At 76.9% G+C, this 15280-nt stretch carries 13 protein-coding genes; 6 read left to right on the top strand and 7 right to left on the bottom strand.

Translation table 11 applies throughout. From position 1 onward, the window contains the following. The 6 genes from AWW66_RS27560 to AWW66_RS27535 form a co-directional block, all read left to right on the top strand. On the top strand, positions 1-523 hold a 523-nt coding region (locus AWW66_RS27560; protein ID WP_067372216.1), incomplete at its 5' end, for a class F sortase. Positions 524-626: 103 nt separating this feature from the next. Continuing rightward, positions 627-1046 carry a YchJ family protein gene (locus tag AWW66_RS27555; RefSeq protein WP_067372213.1) on the top strand — a complete coding sequence of 140 codons (420 nt, stop codon included), beginning with the start codon at positions 627-629 and terminating at the stop codon, positions 1044-1046. 214 nt (positions 1047-1260) lie between these two features. Further along, on the top strand, positions 1261-4026 hold the full coding sequence (gene lanKC, locus AWW66_RS27550; RefSeq protein ID WP_245648513.1) for a class III lanthionine synthetase LanKC: 2766 nt from the start codon (positions 1261-1263) through the stop codon (positions 4024-4026). Between the two features lie 6 nt (positions 4027-4032). Further along, positions 4033-4152 carry a SapB/AmfS family lanthipeptide gene (locus AWW66_RS27545; protein WP_013734295.1) on the top strand — a complete coding sequence of 40 codons (120 nt, stop codon included), beginning with the start codon at positions 4033-4035 and terminating at the stop codon, positions 4150-4152. A 66-nt stretch (positions 4153-4218) separates the two neighbouring features. Beyond that, a complete protein-coding gene (locus tag AWW66_RS27540) occupies positions 4219-6045 on the top strand; it encodes an ABC transporter ATP-binding protein (RefSeq protein WP_083979039.1) in 1827 nt (608 codons plus the stop codon). Next, entirely contained in the window at positions 6042-7880 is a 1839-nt protein-coding gene (locus tag AWW66_RS27535) for an ATP-binding cassette domain-containing protein (protein ID WP_067372210.1), read from the top strand. Before AWW66_RS27540 ends, AWW66_RS27535 begins: the two co-directional genes overlap by 4 nt. Here AWW66_RS27535 and AWW66_RS36135 read toward each other — a convergent pair. The 7 genes from AWW66_RS36135 to AWW66_RS27495 form a co-directional block, all read right to left on the bottom strand. Beyond that, positions 7793-10363 (bottom strand): glycoside hydrolase family 95 protein, encoded by a 2571-nt coding sequence (locus AWW66_RS36135; protein ID WP_067372207.1) that lies wholly within the window; start codon positions 10361-10363, stop codon positions 7793-7795. The genes AWW66_RS27535 and AWW66_RS36135 overlap by 88 nt on opposite strands. Positions 10364-10441: 78 nt before the next feature. Then, positions 10442-11026 (bottom strand): response regulator transcription factor, encoded by a 585-nt coding sequence (locus AWW66_RS27525; protein ID WP_067372204.1) that lies wholly within the window; start codon positions 11024-11026, stop codon positions 10442-10444. 239 nt (positions 11027-11265) lie between these two features. After that, the gene (locus tag AWW66_RS27520) at positions 11266-11877 is read right to left on the bottom strand and encodes a response regulator transcription factor (RefSeq protein ID WP_083979037.1); all 612 of its coding nucleotides are present in this window, start codon (positions 11875-11877) and stop codon (positions 11266-11268) included. 571 nt (positions 11878-12448) lie between these two features. After that, positions 12449-12643: a DUF397 domain-containing protein gene (locus AWW66_RS27515; protein ID WP_067372202.1), complete on the bottom strand. Its 195-nt coding sequence runs from the start codon at positions 12641-12643 to the stop codon at positions 12449-12451. Further along, complete coding sequence (locus AWW66_RS27510; protein WP_067372200.1) at positions 12634-13401, bottom strand: DUF5753 domain-containing protein; 768 nt, start codon at positions 13399-13401, stop codon at positions 12634-12636. Before AWW66_RS27510 ends, AWW66_RS27515 begins: the two co-directional genes overlap by 10 nt. Beyond that, positions 13398-14885 carry an MFS transporter gene (locus tag AWW66_RS33085; protein ID WP_083979035.1) on the bottom strand — a complete coding sequence of 496 codons (1488 nt, stop codon included), beginning with the start codon at positions 14883-14885 and terminating at the stop codon, positions 13398-13400. Before AWW66_RS33085 ends, AWW66_RS27510 begins: the two co-directional genes overlap by 4 nt. A 177-nt stretch (positions 14886-15062) precedes the next feature. Then, the coding region (locus tag AWW66_RS27495) for a hypothetical protein (protein WP_211272126.1) at positions 15063-15280 on the bottom strand (218 nt) is incomplete at its 5' end.

The raw sequence follows: 15280 nt of genomic DNA, 5'->3' as shown, positions 1-15280 counted from the left end.
CCCGGCGGGCCCGGCGGGCCCGGCCGCCGCGCCCCACGACCGGCCGGGGCCGAGCCTGCCCGCGCTGCCCCGGTCCGCCCCGGTCCGGGTCACCATCCCGACCATCGGGGTCCGCGCCGAGGTGGTCCCGGTCGCCGCCGATTCCGCCGGGCAGGTGGAGGTACCGCCGCTGGACCGGCCGACGGTCGCCGGCTGGTACCGGTTGGGGGTGAGTCCGGGCGAGCCGGGCAACGCCGTGCTGGTCGGTCACGTCGACTCCCGCGCGACCGGGCCGGCGGTCTTCTTCCGGCTCGGCCGGCTGCGCCCCGGTGACGCGGTCGAGGTGGCCCGCGCGGACGGCCGGGCGGTCCGCTTCGTCGTCGACGGGGTGGCGTCGTACCCGAAGGACCGGTTCCCCAGCGCGCTGGTCTACGGCACCGGCGACACCGCCCGGCTGCGGCTGCTCACCTGCGGCGGACGGTTCGACCCGGCCCGGCGCGACTACCTGGACAACACCGTCGTCTTCGCCACCCGGGTCGGCTGACGCGCCCCGGTGACCGTCGGGTCACCGGGGCGGGTCAGCGGGTCCGCCGCCGGACGGCGTACCCGGGGACCGGGGGCGCGACCGGGACGGCGAGAATGGGCCGGTGGCGAAACGTGGGGTCCGCCGGGCGGCGGTCGACGAGGGGGACCGGGCCTGTCCGTGCGGCTCCGGCACGACGTACGGGCGGTGCTGCCGCCCGCTGCACCGGGGCACGACCGACGCGGCCACCGCCGAGCAGGTGATGCGGTCGCGGTTCAGCGCCTTCGCCGTCGGCGACCTCGACCACCTGCTGCGCAGCTGGCACTCCTCGACCCGCCCGGCCGGGTTGCGGCTCGACCCCGGTCAGCGGTGGGTCCGGCTGGAGGTCCTGGACACCGCGCGGGGCGGCCTGCTGGACAGCGCCGGCACGGTCGAGTTCCGGGCCCACTACCGCGCGGCGGGGCAGCCCGGCACGCTGCACGAGCGCAGCCGGTTCGTCCGGGAGGACGGCCGCTGGGTCTACCTCGACGCGCTGCCCGACTGACCGACCCCGACCAACCCCGAACAGCCGATCCTGTGCCGCCGACCGGCCCCGGTCGGTCAGCCGATCACACCAGCCGGCCGTGACACCTGTCATGGGTGGTCGTGCGGCACGCACTCCCGCGTCATGACTTACCACACTGGAGCCGCCGCGTCCCGTTGACGAGACTCTTCCTTGCCGGAGCCACAGTGGACCGGGCAGCGGAGAGGCAGGTGTGGTGGTGGACGAGCGTTACGACAGCTACTGCGCGGCGGATCGGCTGTTCTACGACTCGCTCGGCAGCGTGACAGCGCAGCCGGGGTTCGCCGCGGCCGGGCGGGCGCTGCCCGACGGCTGGCAGCGGGAGTCGACCGGTGACTGGCTCCTGTACGCCCCGGCGGACGGCACGCTGCCCCAGCAGGGCTGGAAGATCCACGTCTCGGCCGGGCTGGCGAACGCCGAGCGGGTGCTCACCCGGGTCTGGGACTACTGCGTCCCGCGCGGCCTGCCCTTCAAGGTCCTGCGGGGGCCACGCACCCTGCTGATGCGCAACTCCAAGTACGCCGCCCGGGACGCCAGCGGCAAGTTCGTCACGGTGTACCCGCGCGACGAGGCGGAACTGGAACTGGTCTGCAAGGAACTCGACGAACTGCTCGCCGGGGAGCCCGGCCCGTACATCCTCAGCGACCTGCGGTACCACGCCGGCCCGGTGTACGTGCGCTACGGCGGCTTCGCCGCCCGGTACTGCGTCTCGGAGCAGGGCCAGGTGGTGCCGGCCATCGCCGACGACACCGGCACGCTGGTCCCGGACCGGCGCGACCCGGTCTTCCACGTCCCGGCCTGGGTCACCCTGCCGGACTTCCTCGCCCCGCACCTGGCCGCCCGCAACGCGGCCCGTACCGACGAGCTGCCGTACCGGATCGAGCGGGTCATCCACTTCTCCAACGGTGGCGGCCTGTACGTGGGCCGGGACCTGCGCACCGACACGACGGTGGTGCTCAAGGAGGCCCGGCCGCACGCCGGCCTGGACGCCGACGGGGTCGACGCGGTGGCCCGGCTACGCCGGGAGGCGGAGAGCCTGCGCCGGCTGGCGGACCTGCCCCAGGTGCCCCGGGTGCACGACGAGTTCACCTTCGGCGACCACCACTTCCTGGCCCTGGAGTTCATCGAGGGCCGGGCGCTGAACAAGGAGGTCGTCGACCGGTACCCGCTGATCGACGCGGACGCCACCGAGGCGGACCGGGCCGCGTACGCCCGCTGGGCCCGGCACGTGCACGAGCAGGTCGAGGAGGTGATCGAGGCGATCCACGCCCGGGGCCTGGTCTACGGCGACCTGCACCTGTTCAACGTGATGGTCCGCCCGGACGACACCGTCGCCCTGGTCGACTTCGAGGTGGCCGCCCCGGTCGACGGCCACCGCCGGCCCGCCCTGCGCAACCAGGGCTTCGCCGCGCCCCGGGACCGGACCGGGCCGGGCGTCGACCGGTACGCCCTGGCCTGCCTGCGCCTGGCGCTGTTCCTGCCGCTGACCCCACTGGTCCGGCTCGACCCCGCCAAGGCCGCGCACCTGGCCGACGTGATCGCCGGGGCCTTCCCGGTGCCCCGCCAGTGGCTCACCCCGGCGGTCGAGGAGATCACCGGTCGGCCCACCCCGGACCCGGGTACCGGAACCGGCCCCGAGCCCGCCGACCGCGACGCCGGCACCGACCGGCAGGCCCGGTCCACCCGGGGCGGCGGGGCCGACCGGGGGCGGGAGCCGGCCCGGCCCGGGGTGACCGAGGCGGACTTCGCGCCCGGCCGGTGGCCGGTGCTGCGGGACCGGCTGGCCGCCGCGATCCTCGCCAGCGCCACCCCGGGCCGTGACGACCGGCTCTTCCCCGGTGACATCGAACAGTTCCGCAGCGGCGGGCTCAACCTCGCCCACGGGGCCGCCGGGGTGCTGCACGCCCTCGCCCTCAGCGGCGCCGGCCGGTGGCCGGAGCACGAGCAGTGGCTGGTCCGGCGGGCGACCTCGCCCCCCTCGGGCACCCGGTGCGGGTTCTACGACGGGCTGCACGGCGTCGCGTACGCCCTGGACGGGCTGGACCGCCGGCAGGACGCCCTGGACGTGGTCGACGTCTGCCTGCGCCAACCGTGGCGGGACCTCGACCACAGCCTGCGCGGCGGGCTGGCCGGGATCGGGCTGAACCTGCTGCACCTGGCCGAGCGCACCGGTGAGCCGGAGTTGCGCCGGGCAGCCGGGCAGCTCGCCGAACGGGTCGTCGAGCAGGTCGCCGACGACCCCGGCGGGGAGATCAGCGGTGGCCGGCACCCGTACGCCGGGTTGCTGCGCGGCCGGACCGGACCGGCGCTGTTCCTGCTGCGCCTGTACGAGAGCACCGGGGACCCGGCGCTGCTGGCGGCGGCCGAGGCGGCGCTGCGGCAGGACCTGCGCCGCTGCGTGCTGCGCCCGGACGGGGCCCTGGAGGTCAACGAGGGCTGGCGGACCATGCCGTACCTGGGTGACGGCAGTGTCGGGATCGGCCTGGTGCTGGAGCGGTACCTGCGGCACCGCGCCGACGAGCGGTTCGCCGAGGCGGTGCCGGCGATCCGGCGGGCGGCCCGGTCCCCGTTCTACGCCCAGACCGGGCTCTTCGCCGGCCGGGCCGGGATCATCGCCTACCTCGCCGCCACGACCAGCCCCGGCGACCGGACCGCCGCGCTGGACGCGCAGGTCCGCCGGCTGGCCTGGCACGCCCTGCCGTACGCCGACGGGATCGCCTTCCCCGGCGAGCAACTGCTGCGGCTCTCCATGGACCTGGCCACCGGGACCGCCGGGGTGGTGCTCGCGGTCACCGCCGCCCGGGGCGCGGACCCCGCCGACCCGGCCTCGACCGTGCCACCCGGCCTGCCCTTCCTCGCGCCCGCACCGGTCACCGACCCGCCCACGCCCGGGCCGGGCACACCCGAACTCCCCCGCCTCGGCGGGGGCGACCAGCCCGACCGACGTCCCGGAAGGGGGTGACACGACATGGCGCTCCTCGACCTCCAGGGCCTGGAGATGGCTCCGGCCGACCGCACCGGCGGCGGCAGCCGGGCGAGCCTGCTGCTCTGCGGCGACAGCTCGCTCTCCGTCACCACCTGCAACTGATCACCGCAGTACGCCGCGCCCCGGGCGGGGAAACCCGCCCGGGGCGATCGCGTCCGGGAGGACACCATGGACCAGACCGCCGGGGCAAACCGGCTGCTACGCGAGACGGTACGCGGCGGGAGCGGCTGGACGGCCGGGCTGGCGCTGGTCGCCGTGACCGGCGCGGTCGCCGAACTGCTGCTGCCCGCCACGCTCGGGCTCGCCGTGGACGCGGCGCTCACCGCCGACGGCGGCGGGCCGTTCGGCGGGACCGTCGGCTGGTGGCCGCTGGCCGCCTGCGCCCTGGTCGTCGTCCTCGTCCTCACCGACACCCTCGGGGACCTGGCCACCGGGTACGGCGCCGCCCGGGCCACCGCCCGGCTCCGGGGCCGGCTGCTGCGGCACCTGTTCCGGCTCGACGTCCGGCAGGTCCGCCGGCACCCGGTGGGCGACCTGGTGGGGCGGCTCGTCGGGCAGGCGGCCGACGCCGGACAGGCCGGCAACGCCGTGGTGCTGGCCGGCATCGCCCTGCTGCCCCCGGTGGGCAGCGTGGTCGCGTTGACCCTGCTGGAGCCGGTGCTGGGGCTGACCCTGCTGGCCGGGCTCGCCGTGGTCGCGGTGCTGATGCGCGCCTTCGTCGCCGACGCCTCCACCGCCGTCGGCGGGTACCAGCGCACCCTCGGCGCGATCGCCGGTCGGCTGTTGGAGAGCACCGCCGGGGCCCGGACCGTCGCCGCCGCCGCGACCACCGACCGGGAGGCCGAGCGCGTCCTGGCGCCCCTGTCCGATCTGGCCGGACACGGCCGGCTCACCTGGCGGCTGCTGGCCCGCGCCAGCGCCCGGACCGCCGCCGTCGCGCCGCTGCTGAACCTGGCCGTCGTCGCGGTCGGCGGGTGGGCCCTCGCCGCCGGCTGGCTGACCCCCGGCGAACTGGTCGCCGCCGTCCGGTACGCGGCCCTCGGCGCGGGGCTGGGCGCGGTCCTGGCCGGGCTGAACCGGCTCGTCCGCGCGCGGGCCGGCGCCGGCCGGGTCGCCGACCTGCTGGCCCAGCCGGTCGCCGGGGACGGGAACCGGTCCCTGCCGCCGGGGCGGGGCGCGTTGCGGCTGCGCGGGGTCGGCGTCCGGGCCGACGACGGGCGGGCCATCCTCGACGGGGTCGACCTGACCGTCCCGGCCGGCGCCACGGTCGCCGTGGTGGGTGCGTCGGGGGCAGGCAAGTCCACCCTCGCGGCGGTCGCCGGGCGGCTGCACGACCCGGACGCCGGCGAGGTGCTGCTCGACGCGGTGCCCCTGCCCGAGCTGTCGCATCCCGCCCTGCGCACGGCAGTCGGGTACGCCTTCGACCGGCCGGTGTTGGTGGGAGCGACCGTGCACGAGGCGATCGGGCTGGCGCTGCCCGCAGCGGAGGCGGCCCCACCGGCCGGTGACCTGCCGGCCAGCGCCCCGGTGCTGCGGGCGGCCCGGGACGCGGCGGTCGACGACTGCCTCGCCCGGCTGCCCGAGGGCTTCCGCACCCGGCCCGGCGACGCCCCCCTCTCCGGGGGCGAGGCGCAGCGGTTGGGGCTGGCGCGGGCGCTGGCCGCGCAGCGGCTGCTCGTCCTCGACGACGCCACGTCCAGCCTGGACACCGCCACCGAGCAGCGGGTCGCCCGCGCGGTGGCGGGCCGGGCCGGTGAGCGTACCCGGCTGATCGTCACCCACCGGGTGGCCACGGCGGCGGCGGCGGACCTGGTGGCCTGGCTGGACCGGGGCCGGCTGCGCGCGGTGGGCCCGCACCACCGGCTCTGGACCGACCCCGCGTACCGGGCGGTGTTCACCACGACGGAGGCGGGCATCCCCGCCGCCGCCCCGGAGGCCGACATCCCTGCCGACGCGCCGGCACCCCGGTCGGCGGCGGGTCGGGGGGCCGGATGAGCGGCCCGGACGCGGCGGCGGCCGGGGTGGGCCGGGTGACCTGGTGGGCGCTGCGCGCCCGCCGGGCCGCGCTGGCCCGGCTCGCCGGCTGGTCGGTGCTCGAATCGGTGCCGGCGCTGCTCACCGGGTACCTGCTGGCCCGCGCGGTGGACCGGGGCTTCCTCGCCGGCCGGCCCGGCACCGGCCTGGCCTGGCTCGGGGTGCTCGCGGTGGCGGTGCTGGTCGGGGCGGCGGCCACCGGCCGGGTGTACCGCCACCTCGGCGCGGTGGTGGAGCCGTTCCGTGACGACCTGGTCGCCCGGGTGGTCCGGGCGAGCCTGCGGGACGCGACCCGGGCCGCCGCCGCGCCGGACAGCGCGGCGGTGTCCCGGCTGACCCACCAGGTGGAGGTGGTCCGGGACACCTTCGGCGGGCTGCTCATGGTGGTACGGGGCTTCCTGTTCGCCGGGGGCGCGGCTCTGCTGGGCCTGCTCACCCTGGCCCCCGTGGTGGCGGCCCTGGTCGCCGGGCCGCTGGTCGCCGGTCTGACGCTGTTCGCGCTGGCGTTGCCGGCCATGGCCCGCCACCAGCGCCGGTACGTGCGCGCCGGGGAGGAGCTGGGCCGCTCGGCGGCGACCGCGCTGGCCGGGCACCGGGACGTGCTGGCCTGCGGGGCCCGTGACCGGGTGGTCGCCGACGTGACGCACGACGTGCACGCCCAGGCCGACGCCGAGCGGACCGTCGCCCGGATGACCGCGCTGCGCGGGGTCAGCCTCGGGGTCAGCGGCTGGCTGCCGCTGGCGGTGCTGGTGCTGGCCGCCCCGTGGCTGGTCCGACGCGGGCTGACCGCCGGTGAGGTGCTCGGGGCGCTGGTCTACGTCGGCACCGGCCTGCAACCGGCGCTGCACGCCCTGGTGCAGGGCGTCGGCGGCGGGGGGCTGCGCTACGTGGTGACCCTGGACCGGATTCTGCTGACCAGCGCCCCGACCCCCGGTCAGCCGGCCGACCGCCCCGCCCCGACCACCGGCCGCTCCCCCGCCCGGCCACCGGGGACGGCCGGGCCGGCGCGGCCCGGCCGGGACGGGGGTGGCCCGGTGGCGGCCCGGCTGTGCCGGGTGACGTTCCGGCACGGCCCCCGGGCGCGGGCCGTGCTGACGGACTTCTCGCTCACCCTGCCCGTCGGGGACCACCTGGTCGTGGTCGGCCCGAGCGGGGTCGGCAAGTCCACCCTGGCCGCCCTGCTCGCCGGGCTGGTCACCCCGCAGGCGGGGACCGTCGAGCTGGCCGGTACGCCGGTGCCCGGCACCTCGCCCGCCGCGCTGGCCGGGTTGCGGGTGCTGGTGCCGCAGGAGGCGTACGTCTTCACCGGCACGCTCGCCGACAACCTGCGGTACCTGCGACCGGACGCGCCCGAGTCGGCGCTGCGGGCGGCGGTGACGGCGGTCGGCGCGGAAGCCCTGGTCGACCGGCTCGGCGGGCTGGCCGCCCCGGTCGAGCCGGCCCGGCTCTCCGCCGGGGAACGGCAGGTCGTCGCCGCCGCCCGGGCCTGGCTGGCCCCCGCGCCGCTGGTGATCCTGGACGAGGCCACCTGCCACCTGGACCCGGCCGCCGAGGCGACGGTGGAGGCGGCGTTCGCCGCCCGGCCCGGCACGCTGGTGGTGGTGGCGCACCGGATCAGCTCCGCCCTGCGGGCCCGCCGGGTGCTGGTGCTCGACGGGGAGCGACCGACGCTCGGCGGGCACGCGGAGCTGCTGGACCGGTCGGCGACCTACCGGGACCTGGTCGGCTGCTGGGACCCGGCGGCGGGGCCGGCCGGCGGGGCGGCCCCGCCGGGGGCGGCCACCGTGACCCGGTAGGTGTGCCCGGCCCGCGCGTCGACGGTGAACCGGTCCCCCGCCCGCTCGACCGGCACGACACCGGACCCGGCCGGTCCCCCCGCGTCCCCGCCGGACCCGGCCGAGGCGGTGGCGTCGCCACCGGACCCGGCCGACCCCACCGCGTCGCCGCCGGACCCGACCGGCGGGGTGGCGTCGCCGCCGGCCGCCGCAGGGCCGGCGGTCGTATCCGTCACGGTGAGAGCGCCGAGCCGCTCCGCGCGGACGGTCAGCGGCCCGGAGCGTCCGGTGTGCAACGTGATCACGGTCGGGCGGCCCCCGGCCCAGACGAGGTCGACGGTGACGTCACCCCGGCCCCGCAGCCCGGTCACCGAGCCGTCCGGCCAGCAGGCCGGCAGGGCGGGCAGGACGTGCAGGACGCCGTGCTGGCTCTGCACCAGCATCTCGGCGATCCCGGCGGTGGTGCCGAAGTTGCCGTCGATCTGGAACGGCGGGTGGGTGCCCCAGAGGTTGTCGAGGGTGCTGGTGGCCAACAGCTCGCTGAGCATCAGGTGGGCGTGGTCGCCGTCGCGCAGCCGGGCCCAGAAACTGATCTTCCAGGCCTTGCTCCAGCCGGTGCCGCCGTCGCCGCGCGCCCGCAGTGACGTCCGCGCCGCCCGGACCAGGTCCGGATGCCGGTCGGGGTCGAGCTGGTCGGCCGGGTGCAGGGCGTACAGGTGGGAGACGTGCCGGTGGGTGTCGGTGGGGTCGTCGCCGTCGTGCTTCCACTCCTGCAACTGCCCCCAGGAGCCGACGCGCAGGCCGGGGTCGAGCCGCGCCAGGGCGGCGTCCACCTCGGCGGGGAACCCGGAGTCGTCGCCGACCAGCCGGGCCGCCTCCCGGGCGCTGGTGAGCAGGTCCCGGACGATCTGCTGGGACATCGCCGCGCCGGCGGTGAACGGCCCGTGCTCCGGCGAGTAGCTGGGACTGACCACCAGGGTGCCGTCGCGCGGGTCGGTGACCAGGACGTCGAGCCAGAACCGCGCCAGCGACCGCAACATCGGGTACGCCCGCTCGCGCAGGAACGTCTCGTCGCGGCCGAACAGGTAGTGCTCCCAGTAGTGCCGGGCCAGCCACGCGCCGGCCTCGGGGAACCAGAACGCGGTCGCCCAGTCGTGCACGCCGGTGAAGCCGTACGGGGTGGTCTCGTCGTGCACCACCCAGCCCCGGGCGCCGAAGAACCGCCGGGCGCTCACCTCGCCCGGTGCGACGAGGGCGTCGACGAAGTCGAAGAGCGGGCCGGTGGTCTCGCCGAGGTTGGTCACCTCCGCCGGCCAGTAGTTCATCTGGAGGTTGATGTTGACGTGGTAGTCCGCCGACCAGGGCGGGTCGGCCACGTGGTTCCACACCCCCTGGAGGTTCGCCGGCAGCGAGCCGGGGCGGGACGAGGCGATCAGCAGGTACCGGCCGTACTGGAAGGCGAGCGCCTCCAGGGCCCGCCGCTGGCCCGGCCCGGCCACCCCGGCACGGTAGCGGCGCAGCAGCTCGTCGGTGGGGACGCCGGGCGGCTCCTGACCGATGTCCAGCCGCACCCGGCCGGCGAGCCGACGGTGGTCGGCCAGGTGCCGCGCCCGCAGGTCGGCGTGGCCCCGCCGGACGGCCCGGTCGAGGCGGGCGGTCACCTCCGGATGCGGGTCGACGCCCCGGTACGTGGGATGGTGCGGGGCGTAGTCGGTGCCGGCGGCGAGGATCAGCACCAGCGCGTCGGCCCCAACGACCGACACCGACCCGTCCGGGTGGTCGGTGCGGCTGCCGCCGACCGCCAGCACCTGGAGCTGCGACTCGTAACGCAGCCCGTTGTCGGTGAGCCGGCCGGCGCAGGTGATCCGCCCGTCGCGGGCCACGCAGCTGCCGGCGCGGTTGTCCGGGGTGACGAGCCGGACCGTGCCGCCGACCTGACCCGGCGCGTCCGCGTCGAGGCGGGCCACGAGCACCTGGTCCGGGTGGCTGACGAAGTACTCGCGGGTGTGCCGGACCCCCGCCGCCCGGTACGTCACCCCGGCGAGGGCGGTGCCGAGGTCCAGCCACCGGCGGTAGTCCCCGGCGGCGGCCCCGGTGGCGGCGGTGGGCAGCCCGGTCAGCAGCACCTCGCCGAAGCTCTGGTAGGCGCCGTACCCGGTACGGGGCTGGCCGAGCTCGCCGGCCACCCACTCGGGGTCGGCCTGCCCGGTGGCGTCGATCCGCTCCCGGACCCGCTCCAGCGCGCCCGGCCGGGGCGTACGCCAGTTGCCGGCGTCGTAGCCGGTGGTGGAGCCGGGGCCGCCGGTCCACAGGGTCTTCTCGTTGTACTGGAGGCGTTCGGTGCCGACACCGCCGAGCACACACGCGCCCACCGCGCCGTTGCCGATCGGCAGCGACCGGGTCTCCCAGTCGGTGGCCGGTTCGGCGTACCAGAGCGTCGAGCCGGGGTCGGTGACCGGGTCGTGGCCGGCCGGGTGGGGGGCGGGTACGGGGCTGCGGGTCATGGGTGTCCTCGGTCGGGTACGGCGGTTTCCCGGGTGGAGGGTACGGGGCCGTCGATGTCTGCGGCCCGCGACGGTGGCTCAGATCCAGCCCGACTCCCGGGCGATCCGCACCGCCTCGACCCGGGTACGCGCCCCGCACTTGTGGGTGATCCGGGTCAGGTTGTTGCGGACCGTACCCGGGGAGAGCCCCAGCGCGGCGGCGATCTCACCGACCGGCGACCCGGCGGCGGTCAGCGTCAGGATCTCGGCCTCCCGCCCGGTCAGCGGGCTCGCCTCGGCCAGCGCGGCGACGACGAGGTCCGCGTCGACGACCGGTTCCCCCCGGGCCAGCCGGCGGACCCCGTCGACCACCGCCTGCGGCGCGACGTCCGTGCCGAGGATGCCGACGGCTCGGCCCTCGGCCAGCATGTCGCACAGGTCGCGGGCCCGGCGGGGGTCGGCGAGGACCAGCACCGGGCAGGGGGCGACCGCCTCGTGGACGTCCCCTTCGAGCAGGGCCAGGTCGACGACGGCGACGTCGGGGCGGTGTTCCCGCACCACGGGCCGGACCCGGTCGCCCCGGTCCAGTTCGGCGACCACCCGGATGTCGTGCTGGGCGTCGAGGACGAGGGCCAACGCGCCCCGGACCAGGGCGCCGTCGAGCGCGAGGAGGGTGCGGATCACGGCAGCCCTTTCCACAGCGGTGCGGACGGCGTGGGTCCGCCGCCTCGATCAGGGAGTCGCCCGACTGTCGGTGACCATTGCATCACGACACGCAGCGCTCCGCTCGTCGAGCGGCGGGCGACGGCGACACCCCCGGGGAGGAGCCGCCGGGGGCGGCGGCGATGCCCCCGGGAAGCAGCCGCCGGGGGCGGCGGCGATGCCCCGGGGAGGAGCCGCCGGGGCACGCCCGTTCCCGGTGGTCAGAGCCAGCCGTCGCGCTGCGCCCGACGGATCGCCTCCAGCCGGTTCCGGGCCCCCGTCTTGTGCAGGATCGCGGAGAGGTGGTTGCGGACCGTGCCGTGCGCCAGAAACAGGCGTTTCGCGGTCTCCTTCAGCGGCAGCCCCTCCGCGACGGTCCGCAGCACCTCCAACTCGCGGCGGGTGAGCGGGCAGGACGGGGGCCGCAGGGCGGCCACCGCGGCGGCCGGGTCGATCACGCGCTCCCCGGCGGCCAGCGACCGGACCATGCGGACCAGGTCGTCCACCGGGCCGTCCTTGCCGAGGAAGCCGCGGACGCCGGCCGCCGCGGCGGCCCGCAGCACGTCGGGACGCCAGCGCCCGCACATGGCGAGCACCACCGCCCCGGGCGCGGCGCGGTCGACGTCGGCGATCGCGTCGACGCTCTCCTCCAGGGCATCCGTCGACAGGTCGACCACCACCACGTGGGGTCGTTCCCGCTGGGCCATCGCGGGCAGTTCGGTCACGTCGGGACCCGCCGCGACCACCTCGATGTCCGGCTGACCGGCGAGCGCGGCGCAGAGCGCCCCGCGCAGCAGGCCCATCTTCTCCACCACGACGACGCGGATGGCCACGTACCCTCCCGATCTGCGACAGCAGGGCGGCGGCCGGGCGGAAACGGCACGGGCCGGGAAACGTCGCCGCCGGTCAGAGCCCGCACATCGTAGCCACGTAACAGTCGCGTAGCACAGAGTAAACAACCCGACAGTGCGGCCGACGGCAGGCGAGCGCCGGCCACCCCTCTGCCCGGCCGCCGGGGACCGGTCCGCGGGGCCCGGCGGCGGGCACTGCGGACGGTCCAGGGGTACGCTCGGGGCCGGCGTCACCCACGCCCCACCTCCACTGCGGCGCTCCCACCACCGGCCGCGCGGAGGCAGAGGGCACCTGCGCCCTCGGGATGCGACGCACAGCCCCACTCCGGCGGGGCCGCCGGGAGCGTGAGTCCCGACGGCCGTGCCGCCGACAGGGAGCGCATGTGACGACCCGCGACCGCCCGATGACGATCCGGTCCGGTACCGGATGGGCGACGACCGGCGAGAGCTACCCGACCGCCCGCCGGCACCCCGCCCCGGGGGGCGCCGGCCGCGCCGGGACGGACGGGCAGGCCGCAGGGCTCGGGCCGGGGCTACCGCGTGCGGGTGGGGGCTACCGCGTGCGGGTGGGGACCTGCGCGACGAAGGACCGCCACGCGGTCGGCGCGAAGGTCAGGACCGCGCCGGCCCGGTCCTTGGTGTCCCGGACCAGGACGGTGCCGGGCAGGTTGTCGGCGACCTCCACGCAGTCACCGCCGTTGTTGCCGCTCCGGGTGCTCTTGCGCCACCGCGCGCCGGTCAGGTCCATGACTGTTCCGCTTCCCTGAGCAGCTCAAGGGAGCGCCCCCGAGGCAGGGCCTCGCCCCGGATCAGCTCCCACCGTCGCTCCAATGTAGCAATCTCGGCGGCCTTGTCGATGATCTGCGCCTGCGCCTGACTGTCCACATGGGCCACCCGTGCGCCGTCGGGCAACTCGGCGATGATGAACGCCCCGCCGAGGCCCGGGTACATCCCGACGTCGGACGGGACCACGTGGACCTGCACCAGCGGAAGCTGCGCGCAGCGCACCAGGTGGGCGCACTGCTCCCGCATCAGCGCCCGGTCGCCGTAGACCGGCCGGCGCAGCACCATCTCGTCGAGGACCGCGATCAGCAGCGGGGGCCGGGCCCGGTGCAGGATCTTCTGCCGCTCCAGTCGCGCCGCGACCAGCCCGTCGACCTCGGCGGGGCTGAGCGCCTCGCCGGCCAGGGTGGCCCGCGCGTACGCCTCGGTCTGCAACAGGCCGGGCACCCACGCGAGTTGGAACATGCGCAGGGCGATCGCCTCGCGTTCGATGTCGGCCCAGGGACGGAACCAGACAGGGTCCCGCCGCTTGAGGACGTCCGGCCACAATTTCTCGATGTCCCGCTTGAGGATGGCCGCGACCCTGACCCGGTGCCGGGGCTGCGGCACCCGGCCCGGGTTCGCCCAGCGCTGGGCGGTCTTCGGGTCGACACCGACTTGTTCGGCGAGGGACTCCGCAGTCTGACCCGCCTCGGTCATGGCCGCGATGAAGCCGTGGTTCATGTCGTCTCCTCTGAGGACGTCGTGAGATCCCCCGGGACACTAGCGGAACGCTGAGTCGCTGTCTCGCTACACACCGCTAGTGCGGTAACGGCGCGGCGGGGCCAGGCCAGCCGGAGCGCGACGACCAGGTACGGCACCGCCGCCACGGTGAACGCCACCGCGTTGCCCCCCGCCGTGGCGACCAGGCCGTACCCGGCGTACACGGCGACCGTGGTCAGGCTGGTCGCCATGCCGGCCAGGGAGGTGACCGTCGCCCGGCTCGGCCCGCTGATCCGCGCCTGCAACCGGGCGTCGGCCAGCACGGTGGCGAGCTGGAACGCGCCGAACGCGACGCCGAGGGCGACGAAACCGGCCGGGTGCCGGGTGAGCGCGCCGAGCGCCAGCGCCCCGGCGGCGACGCCGAGCAGCCCGGCGTACCCGCCGGGACCGAGCCGCTCGCCCAGCGGGGCGAGCAGCCCACCGACGGTCGCCCCGCCCCAGATCAGCAGGAGCAGCAGCGGCACGGCGGCCGGGTCGAGGCCGGTGTCGAGCGCCAGCAGCGGGGTGTACTCGTCGAGGGCGCCCCAGATCGCGGTGACCACGCAGACCAGCAGCACCGCCGCGCGTACCCGACGGTCGGCGCGGGCCTCGGCGACGCCGGCCCGCAGGCTGCCCCACCAGCCCAGCTCGGCCTCCTCCGCAGCGGCGGCCCGAGCCGAGGAGGCGGCCCCATCAGCCGGGCCCCGATCCGGGGTCGCCCGATCCCGGCCGGTCCGGGCCGACGCGATCGGGGCCGGGATGGACGGGGCCGATGTGGGCGGGGCCGGGAGGGGCGGGATGGACGGGGCCGGGATGGTCCGGGCCGACGTGGGCGGGGCCGAGAGGGGCGGGATGGTCGGGGCAGCGTGGTGACGGGGTCGGCCGTGCTCCGGGAAGCCGGCCGCGACGGCGGCGGTGACCAGGCAGACCAGCACGCTGGCCAGCCCGACGGCCGGGTAGCCGCCGACGGCCAGGGCCGGGCCGGCGAGCACACCCGAGGCCAGCGCGCCGAGCACACCGGCGGTCCGGGCCTGGCCGATGGTGCGGGCGTAGCGTCCGGCCGCGCCGAGCCGGTCCAGTTCGGTCCAGACCAGCGCCTCCAGGGCACCGGAGGTGAGCGCCGACCCGGCTCCCCAGAGGACGAAGCCGAGCGCGAACGACCAGTACGACGGGGCGAGCACCCAGAGCGCGAAGCCGGCCGCGACGGGTAGCGGCGCCAGCCGGAGCAGCAGCCGGCGGGACACCGTGTCCGCCAGGGCGCCGGAGGGCACCTCCAGGACGACGCCGGCCACCGCCCAGATCACGAAGAGCGAGGAGATCTGGTTGACCGACAGTCCGGTGTCGCTGAACAGCAGCGTGTACACCGGGTAGAGCAGGACGAGGTCAGTACAGAACGCGTAGCCGTAGAGCGTGCCCGCCAGGCGGCGGACCGCCCGCTCGGGTACGCGGGCAGGGGTGAGCGACATGGGGCCTTCCCGCAGGGACGAAACGGACACCGGACGACCGGTGTCCGTGGCGGCCCGCGGGGCCGACCATCAGTGCGGGATCAACATCGCCAGGTCATGCCGGCGATGGTACGCGGCGCGCACCATCGCCGGCACGACCTGCGCGGGGCCACCGCCAGCAGCGGCACCCCGCGCGGGCTACTGTCCGGCCTCGTCCGAGCGACGGGTCGAGGCGGTGTCCGAGCCGCCCTGCCGGGGAATGAACCGGGTCGCGTCGACGTCGGAGCGGGGCAGCACCCCGGTCGCCTCCGGGTCGTCGCGGCGGATGACCCCGGTGGCCTCGGGGTCGTCGCGCGGGATCACCCCGGTCGCCTCCGGGTCGTCGCGCGGGATCACGCCGGTCGCCTCGGGATCGT

This window comes from Micromonospora rosaria, assembly GCF_001567585.1.
GTDB lineage: Bacteria > Actinomycetota > Actinomycetes > Mycobacteriales > Micromonosporaceae > Micromonospora > Micromonospora rosaria.
The sequence above is the reverse complement of the archived record's forward strand: the minus strand, read 5'-3'. Positions and strand labels throughout refer to the sequence as shown.

Excerpts from the sequence above, each read along its gene's own strand:
- AWW66_RS27545 (WP_013734295.1), top strand. The coding sequence starts at position 4,033 with ATGGCGCTCCTCGACCTCCAGGGCCTGGAGATGGCTCCGGCCGACCGC.
- AWW66_RS27535 (WP_067372210.1), top strand. The coding sequence starts at position 6,042 with ATGAGCGGCCCGGACGCGGCGGCGGCCGGGGTGGGCCGGGTGACCTGG.
- AWW66_RS33085 (WP_083979035.1), bottom strand. The coding sequence starts at position 14,885 with ATGTCGCTCACCCCTGCCCGCGTACCCGAGCGGGCGGTCCGCCGCCTG.
- AWW66_RS27510 (WP_067372200.1), bottom strand. The coding sequence starts at position 13,401 with ATGAACCACGGCTTCATCGCGGCCATGACCGAGGCGGGTCAGACTGCG.
- AWW66_RS27540 (WP_083979039.1), top strand. The coding sequence starts at position 4,219 with ATGGACCAGACCGCCGGGGCAAACCGGCTGCTACGCGAGACGGTACGC.
- AWW66_RS27515 (WP_067372202.1), bottom strand. The coding sequence starts at position 12,643 with ATGGACCTGACCGGCGCGCGGTGGCGCAAGAGCACCCGGAGCGGCAAC.
- AWW66_RS36135 (WP_067372207.1), bottom strand. The coding sequence starts at position 10,363 with ATGACCCGCAGCCCCGTACCCGCCCCCCACCCGGCCGGCCACGACCCG.